The sequence below is a fragment of the Actinomadura latina NBRC 106108 genome (genome assembly GCF_001552195.1).
Lineage (GTDB): Bacteria > Actinomycetota > Actinomycetes > Streptosporangiales > Streptosporangiaceae > Spirillospora > Spirillospora latina.
The window spans coordinates 95,919-120,862 of sequence record NZ_BCQS01000012.1 but is presented as its reverse complement, the minus strand read 5'-3'; the positions used below and the strand labels follow the sequence as shown (position 1 = coordinate 120,862).

Sequence of the window (24,944 nt, the reverse complement as noted above, 5' to 3'; positions counted from 1 at the left end):
TCCTTGCAGCCCCGGCCGGCACCGGCCGGGGCCGCAAGCACGGACGATGCCGTCCGGCGCCGCCATCGCGACGGAACGGGGAGGGCTGGGCGGCTCGCGGATCGTCGGCGGAGAGGCCTATGCCCCAGATGCGGTCCAGTGGGCTTGCTTCCACCAGGACGCGGTCGCGAGTGCCCAGGAGGTAGTCGCGGAGTTCATTGTTCTGGCCGAACTTCGCCTCGCTGGCTTTTGTGACAATCGCCACACGGCTGTCCCGCCATGTCCGCTCGTCGAAGTCGCGGACCCCGCGGCCCAGGTCTTTGGCGCGGCGAGGATGGGAGGCGGCGATGACGGCGGCGGCCGTTTCGTCGTCACCGAAGAGGCGGGTCCGGACGGGAATGGATGATCCATTAGCGGTGTTAACGGTTGCGTCGCGTCCAGCGGGGGATGGGCGCGGTCTAGACCATTTTGCGAAAGCGGGCCGGTGACCGGGAACATCGTCTCAATTAGGCCCCGGCTCGAACTGGGAGGACAGCAGTAACAATGGACAAGGCCCTGGCGAACCCCCGACGCACCAAGATCGACTCCTGGCCGGAGCGGCCCGTGGACGCGGAATCCGAGCGTCCCGTAGAGGCCGACGCCACGGAGGATCTCGCCGCGCGCTGACCCGCGGCTATAGATGGAGACCCGTCCGGTCGATCCGGGCGGGTTCTTCGCGTCTTCAGCGTGGTGCGGCCGTGCTGGCGCGGAGGACGACCTCGCCGGCGACGCGGTCGATGCGGCTGCGGCGGGCGGACGGCTCGCGCAGCGCCAGGCCCATGACCCGCTCCCCCATCGCGTTCAGCGGCAGCGCGACGGTGGTGAGCGGCGGCGTCAGGTCGCGGACGATCGGGATGTCGTCGAAGCCCGCGAGCGAGATGTCGCCCGGCACGGAGACGCCGTTGTCGCGGAACGCGGCGAGGGCGCCGATCGCCATGACGTCGGTGACGGCGAACACGCAGGTCGGCCGGTTCTCGCGGCGGAGCAGCTCGGTCGCCGCCGCGTAGCCGCCGTCGCGGGTGAACGCCGCCTCGACGATGTGCTCGGACCGGACGCGGACGCCCGCCTCGGCGAGCGCGTCGGTGAACCCGCCGAGCCGGTCGGACACGGTGGTCAGGGCGCGCGGGCCGGTCAGCACGCCGAAGCCGCGGTGCCCGAGGTCGAGCAGCGCGCGGGCGAGCGCGGCGGCGCCCTCCCGGTTCTGCGGCAGCACGGCGTCCACCTTGAGGCTGCGGTGCCGGCTGAGGACGGCGACGCGGCCGCCGGTGCGCTGGTAGGGGTCGAGTTCGGCGGCCATCGCGCGCTCCCAGTCGCGGTCCTCGAAACCGGACCCGATGAGCAGGATCGCGCGGGCCCGCTGGGCGCGCAGCATCGCCACGTACTCGATCTCGCGGGCCGGGTCGCGGAACGTGCTCGCGAGCATCACGAGCATCCCGTGCTCGGCTGCGGCGCTCATCACGCCGCGGGCTACGGCGGCGAAGTACGGGTCGCTGACGTCGTGGCAGATCACCCCGACCGACTTGCTGGACGAGCTGGCCAGCGCCTGCGCGTGCGCGTTCGGCGTGTAGCTGAGCTCCGCGGCCGACGCGAGCACGCGTTCCCGCAGGTCGGCGCGGACCTGCGAGGTCCCGTTCAGGACGCGGGACGCGGTGGCGAGCGAGACGCCGGCCTCCCGGGCGACGTCCTGCAGCGTCACGTAGGCCCGGTCCGCGCGCCGCTCCTCGGCCGCTTCCGTCATCGCACTCCCTCGTCCGGCGCGGCGGGTTCCCGGCGAACACCCTCTTGACCGCACCGTGCGCCGCTCTTACGGTACCTCAGAAAGCGCTTTCTGAACGCGCTTTCCCAAGGTTGGGGAGGAACGGGATGGCACGCAGGTCCATCGGGATCGTCATGAACGGCGTCACCGGGCGCATGGGGTACCGCCAGCATCTCCTCCGCTCGATCCTCGCGATCCGCGAGCAGGGCGGGGTGCGCGCGGGCGACGGCACCGTGCTGTGGCCGGAGCCGGTGCTCGTCGGGCGCAGCGAGGCCAAGCTGCGCGATCTCGCCGAACGGCACGGGCTGGCCGAGTGGACGACCGACCTCGCCGAGGCGCTGGCGCGGCCGGGCGTCGACGTCTACTTCGACGCGCAGGTCACCGGCGCCCGGGTGGACGCGATCCGCGCGGCCGTCGCGGCGGGCAAGCACGTCTACACCGAGAAACCGCTGGCCGAGGACCTGGCGGGCGCGCTGGCGCTGGCCCGGCTGGCGGACGAGGCGGGCGTCAAGCACGGCGTCGTCCAGGACAAGCTGTTCCTGCCGGGACTGCTCAAGCTGAAGCGCCTCGTCGACGGCGGCTTCTTCGGCCGGATCCTGTCGGTGCGCGGCGAGTTCGGCTACTGGGTGTTCGAGGGCGGCTGGCAGGAGGCGCAGCGGCCGAGCTGGAACTACCGGGCCGAGGACGGCGGCGGCATCATCCTCGACATGTTCTGCCACTGGCGGTACGTGCTGGACGGGGTGATCGCCCCCGTCCGCTCCGTGCAGGCGCTGGGGGCGACGCACATCCACGAGCGGGCCGACGAGGACGGCAAGCCGTACGAGGCCACCGCCGACGACGCCGCGTACGGGATCTTCGAGCTGGACGGCGGGATCGTCGCGCAGATCAACTCGTCCTGGACCACGCGGGTGTTCCGCGACGAGCTGGTGGAGTTCCAGGTGGACGGCACGGAGGGGTCGGCGGTCGCCGGGCTGCGGCGCTGCCGCGTCCAGCACCGGTCGATGACGCCCAAGCCGGTATGGAACCCCGACCTGCCCGCCACCGAGGACTTCCGCGCGCAGTGGCAGGAGATCCCCGACAACGCCGAGTTCGACAACGGGTTCAAGACGCAGTGGGAGATGTTCCTGCGGCACATCGCCGACGACGGCCCCTTCCCCTGGGACTTCTACGCGGGGGCGCGCGGCGTGCAGCTCGCCGAGCTGGGACTGCGGGCCTGGCGGGAGGGCCGCCGCCTGGAGGTGCCGGAGCTGTGAAGATCGAGCTACCGGGCCTGGAGGCACCGCACGTCATGGGCGAGCCGCGCGCCTACGCGCGGCCGCCGGGCCCCGCCTCGTCGCGGGTCGCGTATGCCGCCGCGCACGTCGTCCCCGGCGGCGACTCGCTCGACTGGGACACGACCCTGGCGTTCCGCCGGCACCTGTGGTCGTACGGGCTCGGCGTCGCCGAGGCCATGGACACCGCGCAGCGCGGCATGGGCCTGGACTGGGCGACGACCCGCGAGCTCATCCTGCGGAGCGGCCGGGAAGCGCTTTCAACCGGCGGCCGGATCGGCTGCGGCGCCGGCACCGACCAGCTGCCGCCCGGCCCCGCGACGCTGGACGCGATCGTCGCCGCCTACGAGGAGCAGCTCGCCGTGATCGAGTCGGTCGACGCCGTCCCCGTGCTGATGGCGAGCCGCCACCTGGCCGCCGCCGCGCACGGCCCCGAGGACTACGCGACGGTGTACGGACGGCTGCTGCCCCAGGTCAAGCGGCCCGTCGTGCTGCACTGGCTGGGGTCGATGTTCGACCCGGCACTGGACGGCTACTGGGGCTCCCCCGACCTGGACGCGGCCGCCGACGCGCTCCTCTCCCTGATCGGCGACCACGCGTCCCGCATCGGCGGCGTGAAGATCTCGCTGCTGGACGCGGGCCGCGAGATCGCGTTCAGGCGCCGCCTCCCGCCCGGCGTCCGCCTCTACACCGGGGACGACTTCAACTACCCGGAGCTCATCAGGGGCGACGACATCGGGCACAGCGATGCGCTGCTCGGCATCTTCGACCCGATCGCACCTGCCGCCGCTGCGGCGTTGCAAGCGCTCGATGACGGCGACCTCGCGTCCTACGAAGAGATATTCGCCCCGACGGTGCCGCTCTCCCGCCACCTGTTCGAGGCGCCCACCTACTACTACAAGACCGGTGTGGTCTTCCTGGCGTGGCTGGCCGGCCATCAGCGGCAGTTCCGCATGGTCGGCGGGCTGGAGACCGCACGTTCCGTCCCGCACATGGTCCGCCTCTTCCAGCTCGCCGACGCCGCCGGTCTCTTCCCGGACCCCGCTCTGGCGGCGCACCGGGTGCGCGCATGGCTGACCGTCCAAGGAGCCGAGCGATGAGGTTCAGCCTGAATCAGTGGACGACCCGGCACTGGCCCCTGCCCGACCTGGCCGAAGGCTGCGCGGCGGCCGGAGTGACGGGTGTCGGCCTGTGGCGGGAGCCCGTCGCCGACTACGGCGTGGCCCGCACGACCGAACTCATGCGCGACCACGGCCTCACGGTGACGTCCCTGTGCCGAGGCGGCTTCTTCCAAGACCCGGCCGCGCTGGACGACAACCGCCGCGCCATCGAGGAGGCCGCCGAGCTGGGCGCCCCCGTCCTGTGCCTGGTGAGCGGCGGACTGCCGGACGGATCCCGCGACCTGGACGGCGCCCGCTCACGCGTCGCGGACGTCCTGGCCGAGCTCGCCCCCTACGCGGGCGAGCACGGCGTCCGGCTCGCGCTGGAGCCGCTGCACCCGATGTACGCCTCCGACCGCTGCGTGGTCTCCACCCTCGGCCAGGCGCTCGACCTGGCCGCGCCCTTCCCGTCCTCCCAGGTAGGCGTGATGATCGACACCTACCACCTGTGGTGGGACCCGGACGTCTGGGACGGCATCGCCCGCGCGGGCGCGGTCGGCCGCCTCGCCCTGTTCCAGGTCGCCGACTGGGTGACGCCCCTCCCCGAGGGCGTCCTCACGGGACGCGGCATGCTCGGCGACGGCTGCATCGAGCTGCGCCGCTTCCGCGAGGCCGTCGACGCGACCGGCTACACCGGCCCCATCGAAGTGGAGATCTTCAACGAGGAACTCTGGGCCATGCCGGGCCAGGAAGCCCTGGCCCTGACCCTGTCCCGCTACAAAGAACACATCACATGACGCACCCGTCGCGCAGCGGCGCACCACCCTCATGCTCCTGATCCCCGGCACGAGGTGTTGACTAGCCGCGGCACTCCAGGCGGGCGGCCCAGCGGTGCAGGGCTCTCACCTGGTCGAACGTCAGGCCGCGGGCGGGGTTCACCGGTAGCAGGCGCAGGTGTCGGCGGTGCGGGAACGCCTGCCGCCTGATCGTCAGCGGGAGCACGTCGTCGGCCCAGGCGAAGGGGCGCCCGTTCGCGTGGCGGAGGATGGGCGCCCATTTGCGGGTGTACGGAAGTTGCATCACCGGGATGCGCGGGTCGCCCCGCCGGGGGGTGTAGTCGAAGAAGTCGACGTGGGGCAGCGGCGGCAGCCCGAGGAGGGGGCCGATGTGCTCGTTGGCGTGCTCTTCCCAGGTCGTCGCCCAGACCAGGTCGTAGCTGGTCGAGAGGTTGCGCAGCCAGATGCCGTGCTCGGCGCTGATCCGGACGGTCAGGCGGCCGATGGCGTGTTCGGTGAACCCCTCGCTCGGTGTGTCCGGGCTCAGGACGCCGTCTACGTCGAGGTAGAGGAGCGGCCTTCCGTCGCGGGTACCGGGGCGGGGGACGTCGCCTAACCACATAGGCGCGCCATGTGAAGGCCGTCGTCGGTGGCCGCGAGGAGGGTGCCGTCCGGGGAGAGCGCCAGATCGTTGGCGGGGGCCGGGACCTCGATGCGGTGGGACGGGGCCGGGGTCGCGGCGTCCCAGGCGAGGAGGGTGCCGGGCTCGTCCTGGAGGGCGGCGGCGACGAGGAGTCGGCCGTCCACCAGGGACGCCGCCACCGGGTCGCACGGGGCCGGCGTCTCCAGGGTCGCGAGCCGGTCGCCGTCCAGGCCGAGGACGTGCAGGCCGGAGGGGACCGGCTGGACGAGGACCAGGCCGTCGGGGGACGGGGTCAGCACGGCGGCGGGCACAGCGGCGGGCAGGGCGGCGGGCAGGGCGGCGATCTCCTCGCCGCGTTCGATGTCCAGGAGGCTGACGGCGGAGTCGCCGGGGAGGCCGATGAGGGGGCCGGTCGCCGGGGTGGCGTGCAGGATCCAGCGGTCGATGGCCGTGCGGTGGCCGAGCCAGACGGTGAACTCGGCCAGGCGATCGCCGGTGACGACGTCCCACGCGACCACCTCGGCGTCGTTCGCGGGGCCGAAGACGGCGACGACCGCGGCGCGCCCGTGGTGGACGGCCAGGCCGAGGAGGTCCGGCTGGCCGTCGAACACCGGCTCGTGGCCCGTGGACAGGTCCTGGACGTGGACGCGGTCGCGGTGCGTCCAGGCGACGGTCGGCGAGCCGGCGGGGACTCCGAACGCCCAGTCGGCCCGGTCGGTGGGGAAGTCGGGGATCGGCGGGCCGAGCGCGGCGCCGGCGGTCAGGTCCCACAGCTGACCGGCGTTCGCGCCCCGCGCCGCCTGCGAGGTGAACGCCAGCGGCGCGCCCTCCGCGGTGGCGGCGACGCTGTCGAACGAACCTTGCGCCAGCGGTTCCGCGGGCACGCTTTCCGGCATGCGACGGAGATTAGGCCACCCGGCCGCGATCGTTCCACGGATGCGTGGAAACTCGGTCGCGGTGTGACACTTGCGTGCGCCGCGCAGCTGTAATCAGCCGGCGGCGCGAAGGCGGGCGGCGATGTCCTCCGGGGGGACGTCGTTGATCCAGGCGGCCATGCCCGACTCGGAGCCCGCCAGGTACTTGATCTTGCCCGGGGCGCGGCGGACGGAGAACAGCTCCAGGTGCAGGCGCAGGAGGTCGTTCCCGGCGGGCGCCTGGTGCCAGCCGGCGACGTACGGGAGCGGGGTGCCGTAGAGGCCGTCGCAGCGGCGGAGGAGGTCGCGGTAGAGGACGGCCAGCTCGTCGCGTTCGGCGGCGTCCAGCGCGGTGAAGTCGGGGACGTGGCGGTGCGGCATCAGGTGCACCTCGACCGGCCAGCGCGCGGCGGCGGGGACGTAGGCCGTCCAGTGCTCGCCCGCGAGGACGACGCGGCTCCCCGCGCGCTCGGCCTTCAGGACGTCCTCGAACAGGCCCGGGGTGGCGGCGGCCATCTCCAGCATGCGTTCGGTGCGCGGCGTGATGAACGGGTACCCGTAGATCTGCCCGTGCGGGTGGTGCAGGGTCACGCCGATCTCCACGCCGCGGTTCTCGAACACGTAGACCTGCCGGACGCCGGGGACCGCGGCGATCTCGGCGGTGCGGTCCGCCCACGCGTCGATGATCGTCCGGACGCGGGAGACGGGCAGCCCCGCCATCGACGCGTCGTGGTCGTCGGTGAAGCACACGACCTCGCAGCGTCCCGCGCCGCGGGCCCGCGGCACCCCGTCGATCTCCGGCGGAACGGGCGGCGTGCGGACGTCGAAGGACGGGAACCGGTTCTCGAACGCGACGACGTCGTAGGACGGGTCCGGGATCTCCGCGGCGGGGCCGCCGGGGCACAGCGGGCACTGGTCGGCGGGCGGCAGGAACGTGCGGGTGTTGCGGTGCGCGGTGATCGTGACGTGCTCGCCGGTCAGCGGGTCGCGGCGCGTCTCGCACACCGCCTCGGCCGGCCGCAGCCCGCGCGGGTCGGGCACGGGCACCCGCCCCGGCGCCTCGTCGTAGTAGACGATCTCTCGGCCGTCCGACAGACGGGCGCGTATCCGGTTCATGGCGCCGAAAGCCTACAGTGCGGCCGGATCACCCAGCGGTGGCGCCCGCCGCGTTCTGCGCCTCGTGCACGCTCAGCAGATGCCTCACCAGCGTCGTCAGCACCTCCTTGCCGGACGTTCGCTCGCGGACGTCGCAGAGCACGACCGGGGTGTCCGGGCGGAGGTCGAGCGCGTCCCGGATCTCCTCGGACGTGTAGTCGTAGCCGTCGTCGAAGCAGTTGACGCCGATGACGAACGGCAGGCCGCGGTTCTCGAAGTAGTCGACGGCGGGGAAGCAGTCGGCGAGCCGGCGGGTGTCGGCGAGGACGACGGCGCCGAGCGCGCCGAACGACAGCTCGTCCCACATGAACCAGAAGCGGTCCTGGCCGGGCGTGCCGAACAGGTACAGGACGAGGCCGTCGCGGATCGTGATGCGGCCGAAGTCCATCGCGACCGTGGTGGTGGTCTTCTGCTCGATGCCCTCGGTGTCGTCGATGCCGACGCTCCGGTCGGTGAGCAGCTCCTCGGTCTGCAGGGGGCGGATCTCGCTGACCGCGCCGACGAGCGTGGTCTTGCCGACCCCGAAGCCGCCGGCGACGAGGATCTTCACCGCGACCGGGACCGCCGGGCCGGGTCCCTCGGGTTCCGCGGGCTCAGAGGGCTTGGAGACCATGGAGCACTTCCCTCAGCAGACGTTCCTGGGAGAGCGGGCTCTCCTGTTGGGGGCGGGTGGCGGTGATGAGCCGGTGGTGCAGCAGGTCGCCGAGCAGGACGCGCACGACGACCAGCGGGAGCTTCATGCGGGCGGCGATCTCGGCCACCGGCTGCGGCTGCACGCACATCTCCAGGATGTCGAGATGCTCGGGGCCGATGCCGGGCGAGCCCGACCGGGGCCGCGCCGCGGTCGAGACTATCGTGATCATGTCGAAGGCCTCGCCGGTCGCGGGCCGCGCGCGCCCGCGGGTGAGCGCGTACGACCGTACGATCGGGCCGGCCTCGTCATCGAGCCATTCGCTGCCAGGACCGGTCATGGCCCGTCACGATTCCTCGGTGTCGAGGGCCTCGGCGCGGCCGCGCCGGGTGCCCTGCTGGATGGACGACATCATCGACCGCAGCTCCTCGGGCGACCGGCTCGGCCGCGGCTCGGCGGGCGGCGTGGGCGCGGCGGACCGGTCCTCGCGCAGCTGGGCGGCCATGTTCTCCTGCCGGACGCGTTTCGGCAGCGCCGGCCGGCCGGCCGCTCCGGACCCGCCGGGGGGCCGCCGCCGGACCTCGCGCGGCGACCGCGGCACGCCCGGCTTGGCGGCCGGCGGCTCGGCCGCGGGTCCGGCCGCCGCCGCGGGCGGCTCCGGCTCGGGCGCGGGCGGCGGGTCGCCCCACGGCGACGGCGCCGAGCGCGGCGCGGGCGCCGGGCCCTGCATCGGCTCCTCGAACACCGGGATGGGGCCGGTCATCGGCCCCGGGTCGCCGAACATGGGGATGGGCCCGGTCATGGCGCCCGGTTCCTCGGCGGGCGGGCCGCCGGCGGACGCGGCCTCCGACGGCGCGGACGCGGGGGCGGCGTGCCGTCCCGAGGCGAGCCGCAGCACCGACCCGCCGCGCTCCTGCCGGTCCCGGCCGCCGACGACCGAGCCGACGGGGACGAGCGCGTCCTCCGCCCGGCGGGTGGTGAGGGCGGGGCCGGCCTGCGCGGGGTCGCCCTCGTCCGGGACGACGAGGCCCTCGGGCAGCAGGACGATCGCGGTCATGCCGCCGTACGGGGACGTCCGCAGCGTCACCTTGATGCCGTGCCGGCGGGCGAGCCGCCCGACGACGAACAGGCCGAGCTGGGCGCTGTCGGACAGGTCGAACTCGGCGGCGGTGGCGAGCCGCTCGTTGGCGGCGGCGAGGCTCGGCTCGTCCATGCTGAGGCCGCGGTCCTCGACCTCCAGCGTGAAGCCGTGCGAGACGGCCTGCCCCTGCACCTGGACGGTGGTGTGCGGCGGCGAGAACGCGGTGGCGTTCTCGATCAGCTCGGCGAGCAGGTGGATGACGTCGGCGACGGCGGGGCCGACGACCGCGGCGCGGGTCATCGGGGCGACGTTGACCCGGGTGTAGTCCTCGACCTCGGACGCGGCGGCGCGGGCGATGTCGACGATCGCGACGGGGCTGCGCCAGCCTCGGCCGGGCGCCTGCCCGGACAGGATGATCAGGCCCTCGGCGTGCCGCCGCATGCGGGTGGCGAGGTGGTCGACGCGGAACAGGTCCTCGAGGTCGTCGGGGGTCTCGATGCGCCGCTCCATCGCGTCCAGCAGCTTGAGCTGGCGGTGCAGCAACGTCTGGCTGCGGCGCGCGAGGTTGACGAACACGTCGCTGACGTTGCGGCGGAGCGTGGCCTCCTCGACCGCGCCCTGGATCGCGGTGCGCCGGGCGGCGTTGAACGCGTCGCCGACCTGGTCGATCTCGCGGGTGCCGAACGCCAGCGGCGGCGCCTCGGCGGCCACGTCGACCTCCTCGCCGCGGCGCAGCCGGCGGATCACGCCGGGCAGCCGGACGTCGGCCAGGTCGATCGCCTCGCGGCGCAGCCGGGCCAGCTCGCGGATGACGGACCGGGCGACCCAGATCGCGAGGACGAGGGACGCGGCGACGGCGACGAGCCCGAGCGCGCCCGCGAGGACGACGCGGGTGATGATGCCGGCGGCGATCGGCTCGGCGCGCCGCTCCGCGCCCTCGGACACGGCGAGTTCGAGGCCGCGCAGCCGGGTCAGGTTGGAGTCGGCGGTGGTCTTCCACAGCACCCCGGCGTTACCGGCGCTGTTCTTGGCGTACCGGGCGGACCCGACGAACCGGTCCTCCAGCGTGCGGAGCCGACCGTACTCGGGCATCGCGACGACGCGCTGGTAGTAGGCCTGGTCGGCGGAGCGCAGCTCGGCCGCCGCGTACCCGTAGAGGGCGCGCTGCGTCCCGACGAGCTTGACGAACCGGGAGTGCTCGGCGGCCGTCATCCGGCCGGCGGCGAGCGCGCCGGCGAGGAGCGCGTCCTCCTGCGCGAGGACCTCGCGGGCGCGGGTCAGCGACGCCTCGTTGCGGGCGTCCTTGGCGACCTCGGAGTTGTCCAGCGTGGCGAGGGAGCCCTGGAGCGCGCCGACGTCGCCGAGCAGCGCGGTGTAGTCGGCGAACGCGCGGTCCCGGTCGACGGCGCCGTTGTCGATGGCGCGGCGGCGGGCGGCCAGCCCGTCCAGCTCGCTGATGATCTTGTCGGCGAGCTTTCGGGTGGGCTCCGGCGCGGCGTCGCGGGCGCCCGCGTCCCCGGCGAGCCGGCGGAACAGGTCGGCCTGCCGGTCGGTGACCAGCCGGCCGGACTCCATCGACGCGCGGTCGCCCTCCGCGCGGCCGCCGAGGTACACCATCGACAGCCGCCGCTCCGCCTGCAGCGCGCTGCCGAGCGCGCCGGACGGGTACCCGTAGTGGTCCTGGACGGTCTTGACGTGCCGGAGGTTGAGCCCCTCGCCGAGCGCGATGCTCGCGGCGAACGCCCAGAGCACGCCGAGGGAGACCACCGACACGGTGACCATGAGGACGACCTTGAAGCGGATGGACCGGAATCGCGCTGCCTTGGGAGCCCGCCGGCGGCCGGCGGCTGAGTCCGTGGTGGTGCGGCCTCGATTTGGCACTGCGGCTAGAACTTTCACTCGTTCGGACGGCTGGCGAGACGGAAGCGACTGCTGTGCGTGGCGGGTCGCGGGGGAACGGTAGGAGAGCCTAAGACCGTCCGGCGCCGTGTGTCGACAGTTTCCGGATCATCACGTTTTGTGTGCACAGATGGACGAAAATACCCCTACGATGCCTCAGCGTGATGGCTCGTTCTCCCCACGCGACGGAAAAAGCCGGGTCGCTCGTCCGCATGCGCAGGTCGCGGGCGGTGCTCGCCGCGGGCGCGCTGGCCACGGTCGCGGCGCTGACCGCCGGATGCAGCGGCGACTCCGCGTCCGCCGCCGGACCGCCCGACATCCCGATGATGCAGGAGCTCGGCACCCCGGAAGGGCGGCTCGATCTCGTCGCCTGGGCGGGCTACGCCGAGGACGGCTCCAGCGACAAGAGCGTCGACTGGGTCACCCCGTTCACGAAGGCGACCGGCTGCCGGGTGCACACGAAGGTCGCCGACACGTCCGACTCGATGGTCGCGCTGATGAAGACCGGCCGTTACGACGGCGTGTCGGCGTCCGGCGACGCGAGCCTGCGGCTCATCTACGGCGGGTCGGTCGCGCCCGTCAACACCGGTCTCCTCAGCAACTACGGCGACATCGCCAAGTACCTGAAGGACCAGCCGTACAACTCGGTCAACGGCCAGATGTACGGCGTTCCGCACGGCTACGGCGCCAACATGCTCATGTACCGGACGGACAAGATCCCGCAACGTCCGACCTCGTGGAGCGTCGTGTGGGAGAAGGACACCCCGGCGGCCGGGCACGTCGTCGCCTACGACTCCCCCATCTACATCGCGGACGCGGCCCTCTACCTGAAGGCGCACCGTCCCGACCTGAAGATCAAAGACGTGTACGAGCTGGACGAGAAGCAGTTCCAGGCGGCGATCGGCCTGCTCAAGCAGCAGCGCCCGAACGTCAACCAGTACTGGGCGAACTACCTGGACGAACTCCAGTCGTTCAAGAGCGGCTACAACTACGCGGGCACCGCGTGGCAGGTGACCGCCAATTTGACCCTCGCGGACAAGGCGCCGGTCGCGACCACCCTCCCGTCCGAGGGCGCGACCGGCTGGTCCGACACCTGGATGGTCTCCTCGAAGGCGCAGCACCCCACCTGCATGTACAAGTGGATGAACTGGGTCACCACCCCCAAGGTGCAGGCCCAGGTCGCGCAGTGGTTCGGCGAGGCCCCCGCCAACCCGAAGGCGTGCGGGTACACCGCCAAGGGCTTCTGCTCGACGTACCACGTCGGCGACCCCGACTTCTACAAGCGCCTGGCCTTCTGGAAGACCCCCGTGGAGGACTGCGGCGACGACCGCGGCAACACCTGCGTCGACTACTCCCGCTGGGCCGAGGCCTGGACGCAGATCAAGGGGTAGGCGCGCGTCCCGGCGCTGTCAGTGATCGCGTCGGTCTCGGCGGTCTCGGCGGGCTCAGCGGGCGGTCTCGACGTTCTCCAGGACGCCGAGCGCGTCCGGGACCAGCACGGCGGCCGAGTAGTGGGCGCTGACCAGGTAGGTCAGCAGCACCCGGTCGTCGATAGCGGGTGTGGACGTGCAGGACGGTCTGCGCGACGCTCAGCTCGTACTCGCGCGGGGAGCCCTCGTAGTCGACGAACGTCCCCGGCAGCACCGGCTCGCCGTCGCCGAGCGTATAGGCGAGCCGCCGGTTGACGCGGTAGGCGCCGCCGGCCGCGTCCTCGATCCGCTGCGTTCTCGCCCGGCCCAGGTGGGGCACACGGGTCAGCCCGCGCCGTAACCCGCCGGTTCCGGGACGCGCTCGTTCCCGGCCTCCTCGATCGGCACCCCGGCCGTCTCCGGGATCATGATGATCGGCACGAGCGCCACGAGCGCGGCCAGCATCAGGTAGTACGCCGGGATGTAGTTCGAGCCCGTCACGTCGATCAGCGACCCGACGAGCACCGCCGCCGTCCCGCCGAACAGCGACGTCGAGATGTTGTAGCCGATGGCGAATGCCCCGTACCGCACCTTGGTGGGGAACATCGCCGGGAACGTCGCGCCGATCACCGCCAGCATCAGCACCAGCAGTCCGCCGACGACGGCGTAGCCGGCCGCCACGCCGAGCTTGTTGTCGGTCTGCATGAGAGCGAACGCCGGCCAGGCCAGGAAGATGTAGCCGATCGCCGCCGTCAGCAGCAGCGGCTTGCGGCCGATCCGGTCGGAGAGGTGGCCGAGCGGCAGGATCACGACCATCATGGCCGCCTCGACGCCGATCGTGATGAGCTGCGCCGTCTCGGCGTCCATCTTGATGAAGTCGACGAGGTAGGACGGCATGAACGTGAGCAGCGTGTAGTCCGCGACGTTCAGCAGGAACACGATGCCGATCAGCATCACGATGACGCGCCAGTAGTGCTGCAGCGTCTCCTTCAGCGGCGACTGGGCCTTCTTGCCCTCCTGCTCCATGCGCTGGAAGGTCGGCGTGTCCTCGATCCGCGTCCGGACGTAGAGGCCGACGAGGCCGAGCGGCAGCGCGACCAGGAACGGGATGCGCCAGCCCCAGGCGTGCATCGCCTGATCGCTGAGCGCGAGGTCCATGACGAAGACGAGGCCGGCTCCCAGGATGTAGCCGGTCAGCGTGCCGAACTCCAGGAAGCTGCCGAAGAACCCGCGCCGGTGCGTCGGCGCGTACTCGGCGATCATCGTGGCGGCGCCGCCGTACTCGCCGCCCGTCGAGAAGCCCTGGATCAGCCGGACGCCGAGCAGCGCCAGCGGCGCCGCGATCCCGATCGTGGCGTAGCCGGGCAGGATCCCGATCACGAACGTCGAGCCGGACATCAGGATGATCGTGGCGGCCAGCACCCGCTTGCGGCCGAGCCGGTCGCCCATCGGCCCGAAGAACAGCCCGCCGAACGGGCGGGCGAGGAACGCCGCCGCGATCAGCGCGAAGGACCGCAGCGACGCGCTGCCGGCCGCCTCCGCCGGGAAGAACACCGTGCCGATGATCGCGGTCATCACCCCGGCGCTGAACACGCCGAAGTCGAACCACTCGATGCAGTTCCCCATGGCCGAGGCGATGACGGCCTTGTGGACGGCGCCGGTACCGCCCTTGTCCGCCGTCAGGCTCGCGCCGCGGACGGCGCGCTCCGGGTCGTCTTTCACGCGGTGCATCTGCCCGATGATCGACGAAGCTAACGCCGATCGGCGGCCTCGGTGACCCGGAGTCAGCGCACGGTCACGCCTTCCTGGTCTTCTTCCTCTTCGCGCTGCGGTGAGTGCGGGCGGTGTCCTCGTCGTCCTCACCGGTGGGATCGTCCGCGGGCCGGGTGGCGAGGACGGTGGTGCGCTGCGGGTCGTCGTCGTCGTCCGGGACCTCGGGGAGGTCCGAGGCGGCCCCGGCGCCCAGCTGCTCGCCGGGCTGCTCACCGGGCAGCTCGCCGGGCAACTCGTCGGTGCGCTGCGGGTCGCCGTCGAGGAGCTCGTCGAGGGTGGCGGTGCGCTGCGGATCGGCGTGCGGGCCGTCCTCCAGGAGGTCGTCCTGCAGGAGGTCGTCCTCGGGGATCGACACGAGCGCCTGCGTCTCCTGCGACTCCCGCGTGATCACCCCGCTGGCGAGGACGGTGTTGCGGTGCCGCAGCGCGCCGTTCTCCCGCAGCAGGTTGTCGACGTCCGAGCGGGCGCGGGCGATGCGGCGGCTCAGCCGGAGGTGCACCACGAACCCGCCCACCGCCGTGCCGAGGACGAACCCGGCGACCGGGAAGCCGACCGCCGCCGGGGCCAGCAGGGCGACGAGCGCGACCACCACCAGCGCGACGACCACGGCAAGCGCGACGAAATGCTGTTCCATCCAGTCCAGGACGGTGTTGACGCGCTTGGGGATCCTCACTCCGCGACTCCTCCACTCGGCTTCGGGTGGGCAACGACCGGCGCGCGGCACGATGTTCCATCGCCGCGACGCCGCCTGCTCGGGTGCACCGCCGGGCTCCGCGGCCGGGACGGTCGGGGCTCGCGCCGCCCGGCGCGCCGCCCTCTCGGTTGAACGGCTCCCGCAGATGGTGACCGGCGGGAGGCCGTCCGAAACACTAACAGTAGTTGACTGCTCCCCTGGCTGGCGGGAAAGGGTGCTGTGGCCCTCGCCATGAAACGTGCGCCGGCCCTCGGTCGGCGCCCGGCCCGGCGCATCGGGATGCGAGGAGGCGGCCGCGCCGAATAGTGTCCATTGATATGAGCGAACACTTTGACGTCGTGATCCTCGGCGCGGGCCCGGGTGGATATGTCGCCGCGATCCGGTCGGCACAGCTCGGGCTGAAGACGGCGATCATCGAGGAGAGGTACTGGGGCGGGGTGTGCCTCAACGTCGGCTGCATCCCCTCGAAGGCGCTGCTGCGCAACGCGGAGCTCGCGCACATCTTCACGCGGGAGCAGCAGACCTTCGGGATCAACGTCGAGGGGCGGGTGTCCTTCGACTACGGCGTCGCGTTCCAGCGCAGCCGGCAGGTGTCGGACAAGCTCGTCAAGGGCGTCCAGTTCCTGATGAAGAAGAACAAGATCACGACCTATGACGGGCGCGGCACCTTCACCGACCCGAACACGGTGCAGGTGTCGCGGCAGGACGGCTCGTCCGAGACTGTGACGTTCGACAACTGCATCATCGCGGCGGGCGCGCACACCAAGCTGCTGCCGGGCACGTCCCTCTCCGAGCGGGTCGTCACCTACGAGGAGCAGATCCTCAGCGCGGAACTGCCGGAGAGCATCGTCATCGCCGGCGCGGGCGCGATCGGCGTGGAGTTCGCCTACGTCCTGCACAACTACGGGGTGAAGGTCACGATCGTCGAGTTCCTCGACCGGATGGTCCCGAACGAGGACGCCGACGTGTCGAAGGAGCTGGCGAAGCGGTACCGCAAGCTCGGCGTGGACGTCCTCACCGCCACCCGCGTGGACGCGATCGACGACTCGGGCGACAAGGTGAAGGTCACCGTCACCGGCAAGGACGGCGCCCAGCAGGTCATCGAGACCGACAAGGTCCTGCAGGCGATCGGCTTCCAGCCCAACGTGGACGGCTACGGCCTGGAGAAGACCGGCGTGGCCCTGACCGAGCGCGGCGCGATCGACGTGGACGGCCGCTGCCGGACGTCCGTCCCGCACATCTACGCCATCGGCGACGTCACCGCCAAGCTCATGCTCGCGCACGCCGCCGAGGCCATGGGCGTCGTCGCGGCCGAGACCATCGCGGACGCCGAGACGATGGAACTCGACTACATCATGATCCCGCGCGCCACCTACTGCCAGCCGCAGGTCGCCTCCTTCGGCTACACCGAGGCCCAGGCCAAGGAGCAGGGCTTCGACGTGAAGACGGCGAAGTTCCCCTACAGCGCCAACGGCAAGGCGCTCGGCATGGGCGAGGGCGACGGCTTCGTCAAGGTGGTCAGCGACGCCAAGTACGGCGAGATCCTCGGCGCCCACCTGATCGGCCCCGAGGTCACCGAACTCCTGCCCGAACTGACCCTGGCCCAGAAGTGGGACCTGACGGTCAACGAGGTCGCCCGCAACGTCCACGCCCACCCCACCCTGGGCGAAGCGATTCAGGAAGCGATCCACGGCCTGGCCGGCCACATGATCAACCTCTGACGCGCGGCGGCCGGCGCGCCCGCACGGGGCGGCGCCGGCCGCGGTCGCCGGCCTCGGCCGACGGTCAGGCGAGGTTCCAGCGGTCGAGGGACGCGTAGGCGGGGCGCCAGGTGGTCTCGTAGGCGGCGCGGGCCGGTTCCGGGAGGACGGCCAGCATCGCCGCCGCGGTCTTCTCGTCGGCGCCGTCCAGCAGCCAGGGGATGATGCGGGGGGCGTTGGGGCCCAGTTTCGCGCCGTGCACCTGGCCGAAGTTCGCGATCTGGGCGGGTGTGAGGGTCGCGTCGATCAGGGGCAGCGCGGCCTCCTCCTCGTGGCTCAGGTGGGTGGTCAGTGCGGTGGTCAGCGTGTCGACGAGAGGGGCGAGCGGCTCCGTGCCGGCGTCGATCGCCTCTAGGGCCGGGTCGATGGCGGCGTGTTCGGCCTCCATCGCGTCCATGAGGGCCAGGGCGTCCGGGCGGTCGGCCAGGGCCTCGCGCATCGGGGGCCAGAGCGCCTCGTCCTCGGCGGTGTGGTGGATGTGGAGGGCTGTCTCGAACAGCTCCCAGCCCGGCGCCCCGGCGAGGATTCGGCGCGCCTCGCCGTCCTCGCGCGCGGCGACCTTGGCGAGCTGTTCCAGCTCTCGCCTGAGCGCGTTGTGCATCACGTACATCGCGGTCCAGTCGTAGTTGGACATGGTTCCCCTTCCGTTCAGTTCCTAGACGGATCGGAAGGGGAGAACGTGACCGGCTAGGACGTCGGGGCGGGGCTGGAGAGGCGGCTCAGGAGGCGTTGGCCCTGGCGGGAGCTGATGTTGAGGCGGCGGCCCAGTTCGGCGCCGGTGATGTTCGGCTCGGCGTCGATGATGGCGAGGGCCTGGGCCTCGTTGTCGGTGGCCACGCTGCGCGGAACGGGCGGCTTCTTGGGCGGGACCTTCTTGGGCGGGACCTTCTTGGGCGGGGCCTTCTTCGGCTCGGGCGGCGCCTGGGGCTCGGGCGGGGGCGGAGTCGTCAGGTCGGTGACGCGGGCCAGGGCCTGGTCGAGCATGACGCCGTCTTTGAGCATCCAGACGATGTCGGTGGGGGCGTTGGACTTCCATTTGCGGCCGTAGTGGTCGTCCAGCAGGGCCAGGGCGTGGCGGCGGCGCTGCTCGGCCTGGAGGGCGTCGGGGTAGGACGTGATCTGCCACAGGACCATGCGGCGCCACAGGCGGAAGGTGGAGAAGGGCGCCAGGAGCCAGCGGGCGACGGGGACGCCTTCGCGGACGATGCCGGCGGCGATTCCGGCGCGGCGGCGGATGGCGTGCCGGACGGCTTCGATGAAGGTGATGAAGAGGATGGGCATGGCGGCGTGCATGACCATGCCGGTGATGTCGCCGCGGGCGGCGGAGATGTTGAGCCAGACGGTGGCGGCGGTGAAGGCGAAGGCCGTCCAGCGCAGGGCCGGCATGGGCATGGCCAGCCATTCCAGCAGGAGCGCGACCGAGACCAGGGCGAGGATGCCCAGGTCGACCCCGGCGGGGACGATCCACGCCTCGCCGCCGAACCAGGGCTCGGCGACGTCGCGGACGGACGCGAAGGAGCCGTAGCCGCCCAGCCCGGCGAGGCCCGCGAAGAACAGGCCGCCGACCCCGGCCAGGACACGCTGGGCCCGGGTCAGCGGCATCGTCGTCCGGTCCATCGCGTCCCTCCCGTCACAGGGGTGCTAGATCACCCCCGTGACGGTAGCGCGCCGCCCGGGACGAAACCGGCAATATCCCCCAGTCGTCAGCGGAGCGGATCGAACGGGTCGAGTTCGCTCGGCCGCCGACCTGTGACGATCTGCTCGGCGAGGAGGCGTCCGGTGGCGGGGCCGAGGGTCATCCCCCACATGCCGTGGCCGCCGGCCGCGAAGACGCGGGGTGAGCGGGTCGCGCCGATCAGCGGGAGGCCGTCCCGGGTGCAGGGGCGGGAGCCGACCCACTCGTCCTGCCGGGCGTCGAGGTCGGCGCCGCGCAGGAGGGGGCGGGCGGCCTCGACGATCGCCTTGATCCGGCGCGGGTCGAGCGGTGCCCCGGGGCTGCGGAACTCCATCATCCCGGCGACGCGCAGCCGGTCGCCGAGCGGCGTGCAGGCGACGCGCTGGGCGGGGAAGTAGACGGGCCCGTCGGGGACGCGGTCCACCGGCACGCTGAAGCTGTAGCCGCGGCCCGCCTGCACGAGCGAGCGGACCCCGAACGGCCGGGCGAGATCGCCGAGCCACACGCCGCTCGCGAGCACGACCGTGTCGAACTCCTCGAAGTCGCTCCCCGTGGTGCGCACGGAGACGCCGCCCTTGCGATGGGCGATGCCGGTCACGGCCGCGCCCGTCCGGATCTTGCCGCCCCGGTCACGGACGGAGTCGGCGAGGGCGTGCACGAACGCGCCCGGGTTGATGAACCGCTGGCCGCGCAGCACGATCGCGGCGCCGATCTCGTCGGAGAGGGCGGGCTCCAGCAGCCGGGCCTCGTCGCCGGTCAGGGCCTCGTACTCCAAGGCCTGGCCGGCCGCGCGGATGTGCTCGATCTCCGCCAGCAGGACGCGCCGCTCCCCGGCCGTCCGGTACGCGGCGAGGAAGGACCCGGCCTCGTTCGTCTGCGCCTCGACACCGCCGTCCAGCAGCGCGTCGAAGCTCGGCAGCGCCCGGCCGTTGATCGGCACCAGGGACTCCATCGCGCGCCGCCAGCGCACCGCCGTGCTGTTGCGCGCGAACCCGGCGAGGAACCGCAGCAGCCGCGGGTTCGCGCTCGGCGGGACGTAGACCGGCGAGGACGGGCTGAGCACCGCCCGCACGCCGTAGGAGAGGACGGCCGGCTCGGGCAGCGGGGTCGCCAGGCCGGGGGTCAGCCAGCCGGCGTTGCCCCAGGACGCGCCGGCGGCGACGTCCTCGCGGTCGAACACGGTGACGTCGGCCCCGTGCTCCTGCAGGAACCATGCGGTGGACAGCCCGACCATGCCGGCGCCCACGACGGCGACCCGGCGCGGCGCTGCGTCGAGAGCCATGGCCACTCCTCTCCTCGCTGAATGCGTGACACTTCGATGGTGGGCCGCGTCCGGGCAGTCGTCTCTGTCGCGTTCGGCCAATCCGGCGGAGCCTCATCGTGCGGACGGCACAATGGACGGATGGTGAAGCTCCGCGTCGCCGACCTCGTCGACTCGCTGGGGCTGCTCAGGCTGGTGACCCCGGGCCGCGGCGGCGAGGTGCACGACGTCGTCCTGGCCGAGCCGGGCGAGGCGGCGGGGCAGCCCGGCGAAGTCGTGCTGGGCGTCGGCGTGACCGATCCGGCGGATGCCGTCGCCCTGCTGGAACGGGCCGACACCGCCGGGGCGGACGGCGTCGTCCTGAAGGCGCCCGTCGCCCCGGAGGTCGCCGCCGCCGCACGGTCCCTGAAGCCCGCTCTCATCGAACTTCAGCCCGACACGTCCTGGACGCACGTCGTCTGGCTGGTGCGCGGCGCCATCGACCGCGCCTACGCGCCGCAGGGCGTGCACGACGACCTGTTCGCGCTCGCCGACACCGCCGCCGAGATCGCCGACGCGCCCGTCACCCTGGAGGACGCCCGCTCCCGCGTCCTCGCCTACTCCGGCCGCCAGGACACCACCGACCCCGCCCGCGTCTCCACGATCGTGGGCCGCCGCGTCCCGCCGCAGGTCATCGCCCATCTGCGCGCCTGCGGGGTGTTCCGGAAGCTGGCGCGCTCGTCCGACCCCATCCTCGTCCCGGCCGGGCCGGACGAGATGCTGCCGAGGCTCGTCATCCCGGTGCGCGCCGGGGGCGAGTGGCTCGGCTCCATCTGGGTGGTGGCGCGGACGCCGATCCCGCCGGACCGCGTGCGGCGGCTCACCGACCTCGCGTCCGTCGTCGCCCTGCAGCTGCTGCGCCTGCGGGCCGAGGCGGGCGTCGCGCGCCGGATGTCGGCCGGCCAGCTGCGCGACGCACTGCGGGACGGCACCCCCGTACCGGCGGAACCCCCGTGCCGGGCCGTGGTCCTCGGCGGCGGCGAGGACCTCCGCCGCCGCCTCGACCTGTGGGAGGCGATCACGCACCGCTTCGGCTGGCACCGCCCCCTCCTCACCGACCTCGACGGCGCGCTCTACACCGTGCTGACCGACCGGCCGCACACCGGACACGAAGCCGGATCGATGCCGTGGCTGCGCACCGTCCTCACCGAGGTCCGCGCCCACGACCGCTCCCTGTACGCGGCGGCGGGCGGACTCGCCCGCTCCCCCGCCGAACTCCCCCGCTCCCGCGCCGAGGCCGCCGAACTCGACGCCCTCATCGCGTCCGGCCGCCCGCCCCCCGGCCTGGTCCTGCTGGAGGACGCCTGGGACGCCGTCATCGTCGAGCGCGCCCGCAGGGCCACCCGCGTCGAGGCCGGCTTCCTGGGCGGCCCGCTGGGCGCCCTCAGGTCCCACGACGAAACCCACGGGACGGCGTTCCTGCCGACGCTCGCCGCCTGGCTGGACCACTACGGCGATCCGAAAGGCACGGCGGAGGCCCTGTCCGTTCACCCCAACACCCTCCGCTACCGCCTACGCCGGATGGCCGAGGTGACCCCGCTGGACCTCTCGTCCCCCCGGCTCCGCCTGGCCCTCCGCCTCCAACTAAGCGCCCTGGACAACCGCCTATAACCCACACGTCACCCCCATGCGAGGCGGTGGTCAGCGGGGTTGGAGGCGGATGAGAGCGGCGCGTCCCCGGTCGTCCACTCTGATCACGGCGGACAGGCGTCCAGCGGTGACGTCCTGTTCGAGAGCACGGGGGCCACCGCCAGCCGGTACTCCCGGCCGGTCAGGCGGGGCGACAACTGCGGCTGGACGGCCCAGGTGACCAGCGCGGCCTGGACGAGCACGGCGGCCGCCGCCGCAACCGCGTGAGCTTCTCCGGAGGGATGCCAGGGCGGTCGGCGGCGAGGTTCGAGAGCATCTCGTCCAGGATCCGGTGAGTCCATTTCGCCCGAACCAAGCCTGCCTGGGCGAGTCGGATGAGCAAGTCCCTCAGCGTGTTCCCGTACAGGACATTGGCGTCGTAAACGACGACGAAGGACATCGTCAGGCCCCAAGTTCCTGCCCAAGGGCTGCTAGATCATCAGCGGCGCTCCGACGCTTCAGATCATCACGACGCTTGTACTCCATGACGTCCTCGGCGGTGATACGGCGATGACGACCCACCATGCGATAAGAAAGCGCTCCCGACTCCAGCAATCCGATCAAGTACGGACGGGATACGTTCAGCAGATCCGCAGCCTGCTGAGTGGTCAACTCGGCCCGCGAGGGGACGACGGAGATGCCTCTGCCCTCGGCGGCCTGGCTCAGGATGAAGGCCAGCATGCTCACCACGTCCCGAGGAAGGACCAGCGGGTCCTTCTCACCCGACTCTCCAGTGACCCGGATCGTTCCTTCGTCCGGATGCCGCATGAGGTAGTCCTTGATACGCCGGACCGCACGCTCCGCGGCCTGAGCGTCGATCGCCCCCGGCTCGATCGACCTGACCTGCACACCAGTCATCACAACCTCCCTATTCGCAGTATGCGCAACCAACGAAATAAACGCAACAAGGCCGTGCTCGGTGCTGGCGCTACACACGTGGCGCGGCATGCGGGACATCCCCGCCAGCGCGGACATGGTCGCGCGGAAGAACGCGATGAACCGGCCGAGGAAGACGGCGACGCCGCCACGGCGCCGGATCAGGTCGCCGAGGGTGGGCCCGCCGCGTGGTTCCGTTCGTCGACGGGTGTGCTGCTGGGGGCTTGCGCCGATCCGAGGCGGGCGGCCGAAGGGGTGCGGGTGCTGCTCGGGCCATGGGTCGCCAGGGCGCTGAGCGGCGCGCGGCGGACCCGTGCGGGGCGGCGCAATGAACAGGGTGTCCGTGGCGGAAACACGCAACGAAGTGCCAGGTCGGAGCAAGGTTGGCGCATTGGATTGCGGCGGCTTCGTTCCTAGGCTTTCGATCAGTCGATCCCCCTTCTCGGATGTCCCTGGAGACACGTATGACCGTCATGCCGGCAATGGAGCCGAGCACCGTCGAGCGGAGCGCGCTGCGGCGGCGCTACCTGATGTGCCGTCCCGATCACTTCGCCGTCACCTACGCCATCAACCCCTGGATGGACCCGTCGGCCGGGGCCGATGCCGGGCGGGCCGTCGCGCAGTGGGAGGCGCTGCGGGACGCGTATCTGGCCCTCGGGCACGAGGTGAGCCTCATCGATCCGATCGAGGGGCTGCCCGACATGGTGTTCGCGGCCAACGGGGCGCTGGTCGTCGGCGGGCGGGTGTACGGGGCGAAGTTCACGCACCCCGAGCGGCACGCGGAGGGGCCCGCGTACGCCCGGTGGCTCAGCGAGAACGGGTTCTCCGAGGTGCTGGACGCCCAGCACACCAACGAGGGCGAGGGGGACTTCCTCACGCTCGACCACGTGATCCTCGCCGGGACGGGGTTCCGGACGGATCTCGCCGCCCACCAGGAGGCGCAGGAGTTCCTCGGACGTCCCGTGGTGACGCTCCGGCTCGTCGACCCGCGCTTCTACCACCTGGACACGGCGCTGTTCCCCCTCGGGGGCGGGAACATCGCCTACTTCCCGGGCGCGTTCTCGGCGGGCAGCCGGGCGGTGCTGGAGCGGCTCTTCCCGGACGCCGTCCTCGCGACCGAGGAGGACGCAGCGGTGCTGGGCCTCAACGCCGTGTGCGACGGGCGCAACGTCGTCGTCAACGCGGAGGCGGCCGGGCTGATCGCGACGCTGCGGAGCCATGGGTACGAGCCGGTTCCGGTGAATCTGTCCGAGTTGCGCAAGGCGGGTGGCGGGCCGAAGTGCTGCACGCTGGAGCTGCGCGCCTGAGCTAGCGGCGGAGGCCGATGTGGCGGCGGGCGAGGGCGCGGGTCCGCAGGACGCCCGTGACGCCGATCGCCCAGATCCCGATCTGGACGGTCCACGCGGCCCGGAACGCCTCGGGCGTGAACTCGCCGGCCGGCGACAGGGCGTCCAGGACGAGCCCGATCAGCAGGATCGTGACGAGGGAGGCGATGAAGCCGCCCACGTTGACGATGCCGGTGGCGGTGCCCTGCCGGCCGGGCGGGTTGAACGTCCGGGCGTAGTCGAAGCCGATCATCGAGCCGGGGCCGCCGGGCGCGACGCACAGCACGAGCAGCACCAGCAGCCAGGCGGGGGCGGGCGGCGGCCAGGCGAGGACCGCCGCCCAGGCCGCCACGTTCATCCCGACGATGCCGAGGACGAGCCACGACCGGCGCAGCGGGTAGCGGGCGACGAGCCGTCCGATGAACGGGCCGGACACGACGTTGACCAGCACGAACAGCGTCAGCAGCGTGGACGCGGCGGCCGGATTCATGCCCTGCCCCGACACCAGGTACGGGTAGCCCCACATCAGCGCGAACGTGTTGGACGAGAACTGCGTCACGAAGTGCGACCAGAGGCCGAGGCGCGTCCCGGGGTGGCGCCAGGCCTCGACGAGGTTCGTGCCCGTCTCGCGCAGGGTGGGGACGTCGGCGCGGCCCGGCCCGTCCCGCAGCACGGCGATCGACAGCACCGCCATGAGGACGCCGAGCGCCGCCGCCGACCCGAACGCCGTGCCCCAGCCGGGGCCGTGCAGCAGCGCGACGAGCGGGATCGCGCTGAGCACCTGGCCGAGTTGCCCGAGCTGCCCGGTGAGCTGGGTCACGACCGGGACGTACCGCCCGGGGAACCAGGTCGCGACGATGCCGAGGACGCTGATGAACGTCATCGCGTCGCCGGCGCCGACCATCACGCGGGCGGCGACGGCCGTCCCGATGTCGGTGGACACGGCCATGAGCGCCTGCCCGCCGGCCATGAGCAGCGCGCCGCCCGCGACCATCCGGCGCGGGCCGACGCGGTCGAGCAGCAGGCCGACGGGGATCTGCAGGCCCGCGTAGACGAGCAACTGCAGGACGGTGAAGGACGCGAGGATCCCGGCGGACGCGTCGAACCGGTGGACGGCGTCCAGCCCGACGACGCCGAACGACGTCCGGTGCAGGACCGCGACCGCGTACGCGAGGACGCCGACGCCCCAGATCGCCCACGCGGCGGGGGCGGCCTTCCGGCGATCCGGGCATTCCTGGGGAGGTTGGGCGGTCTGCACG

General features: G+C 72.4%; 23 protein-coding genes and 3 pseudogenes. 9 read left to right on the top strand and 17 right to left on the bottom strand.

Annotation, left to right across the window (positions count from 1 at the left end; all coding sequences use genetic code 11):
• Window positions 1–91 precede the first annotated feature (91 nt).
• A pseudogene (ybiA, locus tag AL2_RS39245) lies at window positions 92–379 on the bottom strand (riboflavin biosynthesis intermediates N-glycosidase); the annotation flags it as partial.
• A 143-nt stretch (window positions 380–522) separates the two neighbouring features.
• Between ybiA and AL2_RS39775 the strand changes: the two are divergent.
• The gene (locus AL2_RS39775; protein WP_281181601.1) at window positions 523–645 is read left to right on the top strand and encodes a hypothetical protein; all 123 of its coding nucleotides are present in this window, start codon (window positions 523–525) and stop codon (window positions 643–645) included.
• 55 nt (window positions 646–700) lie between these two features.
• Here AL2_RS39775 and AL2_RS18330 read toward each other — a convergent pair whose 3' ends face one another.
• On the bottom strand, window positions 701–1,756 hold the full coding sequence (locus tag AL2_RS18330) for a LacI family DNA-binding transcriptional regulator (protein WP_067635094.1): 1,056 nt from the start codon (window positions 1,754–1,756) through the stop codon (window positions 701–703).
• Window positions 1,757–1,881: 125 nt separating this feature from the next.
• Between AL2_RS18330 and AL2_RS18325 the strand changes: the two genes are divergently transcribed.
• Genes AL2_RS18325 through AL2_RS18315 form a run of 3 tightly spaced genes read left to right on the top strand, consistent with a single transcriptional unit; the run spans window position 1,882 to window position 4,942 of the window.
• Entirely contained in the window at window positions 1,882–3,027 is a 1,146-nt protein-coding gene (locus AL2_RS18325; protein WP_067635093.1) for a Gfo/Idh/MocA family protein, read from the top strand.
• Window positions 3,024–4,145, top strand: coding sequence for a dihydrodipicolinate synthase family protein (locus tag AL2_RS18320; RefSeq protein WP_067635092.1), 1,122 nt, complete (start codon window positions 3,024–3,026; stop codon window positions 4,143–4,145). Before AL2_RS18325 ends, AL2_RS18320 begins: the two co-directional genes overlap by 4 nt.
• Window positions 4,142–4,942 (top strand): sugar phosphate isomerase/epimerase family protein, encoded by an 801-nt coding sequence (locus AL2_RS18315; RefSeq protein ID WP_157438227.1) that lies wholly within the window; start codon window positions 4,142–4,144, stop codon window positions 4,940–4,942. Before AL2_RS18320 ends, AL2_RS18315 begins: the two co-directional genes overlap by 4 nt.
• A gap of 61 nt (window positions 4,943–5,003) precedes the next feature.
• Here the strand turns inward: AL2_RS18315 and AL2_RS18310 are convergent, their stop codons facing one another.
• The 6 genes from AL2_RS18310 to AL2_RS18285 all read right to left on the bottom strand — a co-directional run bounded on the left by AL2_RS18310 (window position 5,004) and on the right by AL2_RS18285 (window position 11,127).
• The gene (locus AL2_RS18310; protein WP_067635090.1) at window positions 5,004–5,543 is read right to left on the bottom strand and encodes an HAD domain-containing protein; all 540 of its coding nucleotides are present in this window, start codon (window positions 5,541–5,543) and stop codon (window positions 5,004–5,006) included.
• Window positions 5,534–6,460 (bottom strand): WD40 repeat domain-containing protein, encoded by a 927-nt coding sequence (locus AL2_RS18305; RefSeq protein ID WP_067635089.1) that lies wholly within the window; start codon window positions 6,458–6,460, stop codon window positions 5,534–5,536. Before AL2_RS18305 ends, AL2_RS18310 begins: the two co-directional genes overlap by 10 nt.
• A 93-nt stretch (window positions 6,461–6,553) precedes the next feature.
• Complete coding sequence (gene galT, locus AL2_RS18300; protein WP_067635088.1) at window positions 6,554–7,594, bottom strand: galactose-1-phosphate uridylyltransferase; 1,041 nt, start codon at window positions 7,592–7,594, stop codon at window positions 6,554–6,556.
• Between the two features lie 28 nt (window positions 7,595–7,622).
• Window positions 7,623–8,246, bottom strand: coding sequence for a GTP-binding protein (locus tag AL2_RS18295; RefSeq protein WP_067635087.1), 624 nt, complete (start codon window positions 8,244–8,246; stop codon window positions 7,623–7,625).
• Window positions 8,227–8,604, bottom strand: coding sequence for a DUF742 domain-containing protein (locus AL2_RS18290; protein ID WP_067635086.1), 378 nt, complete (start codon window positions 8,602–8,604; stop codon window positions 8,227–8,229). The genes AL2_RS18295 and AL2_RS18290 overlap by 20 nt, the downstream gene beginning before the upstream one ends.
• Window positions 8,605–8,610: 6 nt before the next feature.
• The gene (locus AL2_RS18285) at window positions 8,611–11,127 is read right to left on the bottom strand and encodes a sensor histidine kinase (RefSeq protein ID WP_067635085.1); all 2,517 of its coding nucleotides are present in this window, start codon (window positions 11,125–11,127) and stop codon (window positions 8,611–8,613) included.
• Window positions 11,128–11,408: 281 nt separating this feature from the next.
• Between AL2_RS18285 and AL2_RS18280 the strand changes: the two genes are divergently transcribed.
• Complete coding sequence (locus tag AL2_RS18280) at window positions 11,409–12,635, top strand: ABC transporter substrate-binding protein (protein ID WP_067635084.1); 1,227 nt, start codon at window positions 11,409–11,411, stop codon at window positions 12,633–12,635.
• 54 nt (window positions 12,636–12,689) lie between these two features.
• Here AL2_RS18280 and AL2_RS39240 read toward each other — a convergent pair.
• The 4 genes and pseudogenes from AL2_RS39240 to AL2_RS18265 form a co-directional block, all read right to left on the bottom strand.
• Window positions 12,690–12,797, bottom strand: a pseudogene (locus AL2_RS39240) (hypothetical protein); the annotation flags it as partial.
• Window position 12,798: 1 nt separating this feature from the next.
• A pseudogene (locus AL2_RS39235) lies at window positions 12,799–12,897 on the bottom strand (hypothetical protein); the annotation flags it as partial.
• A gap of 101 nt (window positions 12,898–12,998) precedes the next feature.
• Window positions 12,999–14,384, bottom strand: a complete 1,386-nt coding sequence (locus AL2_RS18270) for an MFS transporter (protein ID WP_210748525.1) — start codon at window positions 14,382–14,384, stop codon at window positions 12,999–13,001.
• Between the two features lie 64 nt (window positions 14,385–14,448).
• The gene (locus AL2_RS18265) at window positions 14,449–15,099 is read right to left on the bottom strand and encodes a hypothetical protein (protein ID WP_067635082.1); all 651 of its coding nucleotides are present in this window, start codon (window positions 15,097–15,099) and stop codon (window positions 14,449–14,451) included.
• A gap of 338 nt (window positions 15,100–15,437) precedes the next feature.
• Between AL2_RS18265 and lpdA the strand changes: the two genes are divergently transcribed.
• The gene (gene lpdA, locus AL2_RS18260) at window positions 15,438–16,841 is read left to right on the top strand and encodes a dihydrolipoyl dehydrogenase (RefSeq protein ID WP_067635081.1); all 1,404 of its coding nucleotides are present in this window, start codon (window positions 15,438–15,440) and stop codon (window positions 16,839–16,841) included.
• Between the two features lie 64 nt (window positions 16,842–16,905).
• On the opposite strand, the gene AL2_RS18255 is transcribed toward lpdA, so the two are convergent.
• The 3 genes from AL2_RS18255 to AL2_RS18245 all read right to left on the bottom strand — a co-directional run bounded on the left by AL2_RS18255 (window position 16,906) and on the right by AL2_RS18245 (window position 19,843).
• Window positions 16,906–17,514, bottom strand: coding sequence for a hemerythrin domain-containing protein (locus AL2_RS18255; RefSeq protein ID WP_067635080.1), 609 nt, complete (start codon window positions 17,512–17,514; stop codon window positions 16,906–16,908).
• Window positions 17,515–17,567: 53 nt separating this feature from the next.
• Window positions 17,568–18,497 (bottom strand): DUF2637 domain-containing protein, encoded by a 930-nt coding sequence (locus AL2_RS18250; RefSeq protein WP_067635079.1) that lies wholly within the window; start codon window positions 18,495–18,497, stop codon window positions 17,568–17,570.
• Between the two features lie 86 nt (window positions 18,498–18,583).
• Window positions 18,584–19,843 (bottom strand): NAD(P)/FAD-dependent oxidoreductase, encoded by a 1,260-nt coding sequence (locus AL2_RS18245; RefSeq protein ID WP_369688512.1) that lies wholly within the window; start codon window positions 19,841–19,843, stop codon window positions 18,584–18,586.
• 114 nt (window positions 19,844–19,957) lie between these two features.
• On the opposite strand from AL2_RS18245, the gene AL2_RS18240 reads away from it, so the two are divergent.
• Together AL2_RS18240 and AL2_RS37540 are read left to right on the top strand one after the other, a co-directional pair.
• Complete coding sequence (locus AL2_RS18240; protein ID WP_067635077.1) at window positions 19,958–21,466, top strand: PucR family transcriptional regulator; 1,509 nt, start codon at window positions 19,958–19,960, stop codon at window positions 21,464–21,466.
• A gap of 39 nt (window positions 21,467–21,505) precedes the next feature.
• On the top strand, window positions 21,506–21,712 hold the full coding sequence (locus AL2_RS37540) for a hypothetical protein (RefSeq protein WP_157438225.1): 207 nt from the start codon (window positions 21,506–21,508) through the stop codon (window positions 21,710–21,712).
• 174 nt (window positions 21,713–21,886) lie between these two features.
• On the opposite strand, the gene AL2_RS18235 is transcribed toward AL2_RS37540, so the two are convergent.
• Window positions 21,887–22,342, bottom strand: a complete 456-nt coding sequence (locus AL2_RS18235; RefSeq protein WP_067635355.1) for an excisionase family DNA-binding protein — start codon at window positions 22,340–22,342, stop codon at window positions 21,887–21,889.
• Between the two features lie 482 nt (window positions 22,343–22,824).
• On the opposite strand from AL2_RS18235, the gene ddaH reads away from it, so the two are divergent.
• Window positions 22,825–23,667 (top strand): dimethylargininase, encoded by an 843-nt coding sequence (ddaH, locus tag AL2_RS18230; RefSeq protein ID WP_083946647.1) that lies wholly within the window; start codon window positions 22,825–22,827, stop codon window positions 23,665–23,667.
• Between the two features lies 1 nt (window position 23,668).
• Here the strand turns inward: ddaH and AL2_RS18225 are convergent, their stop codons facing one another.
• Entirely contained in the window at window positions 23,669–24,943 is a 1,275-nt protein-coding gene (locus tag AL2_RS18225; RefSeq protein ID WP_245666716.1) for an MFS transporter, read from the bottom strand.
• Window position 24,944 lies beyond the last annotated feature (1 nt).

Excerpts from the sequence above, each read along its gene's own strand:
- AL2_RS39775 (WP_281181601.1), top strand. The coding sequence starts at position 523 with ATGGACAAGGCCCTGGCGAACCCCCGACGCACCAAGATCGACTCCTGG.
- AL2_RS18330 (WP_067635094.1), bottom strand. The coding sequence starts at position 1,756 with ATGACGGAAGCGGCCGAGGAGCGGCGCGCGGACCGGGCCTACGTGACG.
- AL2_RS18325 (WP_067635093.1), top strand. The coding sequence starts at position 1,882 with ATGGCACGCAGGTCCATCGGGATCGTCATGAACGGCGTCACCGGGCGC.
- AL2_RS18315 (WP_157438227.1), top strand. The coding sequence starts at position 4,142 with ATGAGGTTCAGCCTGAATCAGTGGACGACCCGGCACTGGCCCCTGCCC.
- AL2_RS18310 (WP_067635090.1), bottom strand. The coding sequence starts at position 5,543 with ATGTGGTTAGGCGACGTCCCCCGCCCCGGTACCCGCGACGGAAGGCCG.
- AL2_RS18305 (WP_067635089.1), bottom strand. The coding sequence starts at position 6,460 with ATGCCGGAAAGCGTGCCCGCGGAACCGCTGGCGCAAGGTTCGTTCGAC.
- galT (WP_067635088.1), bottom strand. The coding sequence starts at position 7,594 with ATGAACCGGATACGCGCCCGTCTGTCGGACGGCCGAGAGATCGTCTAC.
- AL2_RS18295 (WP_067635087.1), bottom strand. The coding sequence starts at position 8,246 with ATGGTCTCCAAGCCCTCTGAGCCCGCGGAACCCGAGGGACCCGGCCCG.
- AL2_RS18290 (WP_067635086.1), bottom strand. The coding sequence starts at position 8,604 with ATGACCGGTCCTGGCAGCGAATGGCTCGATGACGAGGCCGGCCCGATC.
- AL2_RS18285 (WP_067635085.1), bottom strand. The coding sequence starts at position 11,127 with ATGGTCACCGTGTCGGTGGTCTCCCTCGGCGTGCTCTGGGCGTTCGCC.
- AL2_RS18280 (WP_067635084.1), top strand. The coding sequence starts at position 11,409 with ATGGCTCGTTCTCCCCACGCGACGGAAAAAGCCGGGTCGCTCGTCCGC.
- AL2_RS18270 (WP_210748525.1), bottom strand. The coding sequence starts at position 14,384 with ATGCACCGCGTGAAAGACGACCCGGAGCGCGCCGTCCGCGGCGCGAGC.
- lpdA (WP_067635081.1), top strand. The coding sequence starts at position 15,438 with ATGAGCGAACACTTTGACGTCGTGATCCTCGGCGCGGGCCCGGGTGGA.
- AL2_RS18255 (WP_067635080.1), bottom strand. The coding sequence starts at position 17,514 with ATGTCCAACTACGACTGGACCGCGATGTACGTGATGCACAACGCGCTC.
- AL2_RS18250 (WP_067635079.1), bottom strand. The coding sequence starts at position 18,497 with ATGGACCGGACGACGATGCCGCTGACCCGGGCCCAGCGTGTCCTGGCC.
- AL2_RS18240 (WP_067635077.1), top strand. The coding sequence starts at position 19,958 with ATGGTGAAGCTCCGCGTCGCCGACCTCGTCGACTCGCTGGGGCTGCTC.
- AL2_RS18235 (WP_067635355.1), bottom strand. The coding sequence starts at position 22,342 with ATGACTGGTGTGCAGGTCAGGTCGATCGAGCCGGGGGCGATCGACGCT.
- ddaH (WP_083946647.1), top strand. The coding sequence starts at position 22,825 with ATGACCGTCATGCCGGCAATGGAGCCGAGCACCGTCGAGCGGAGCGCG.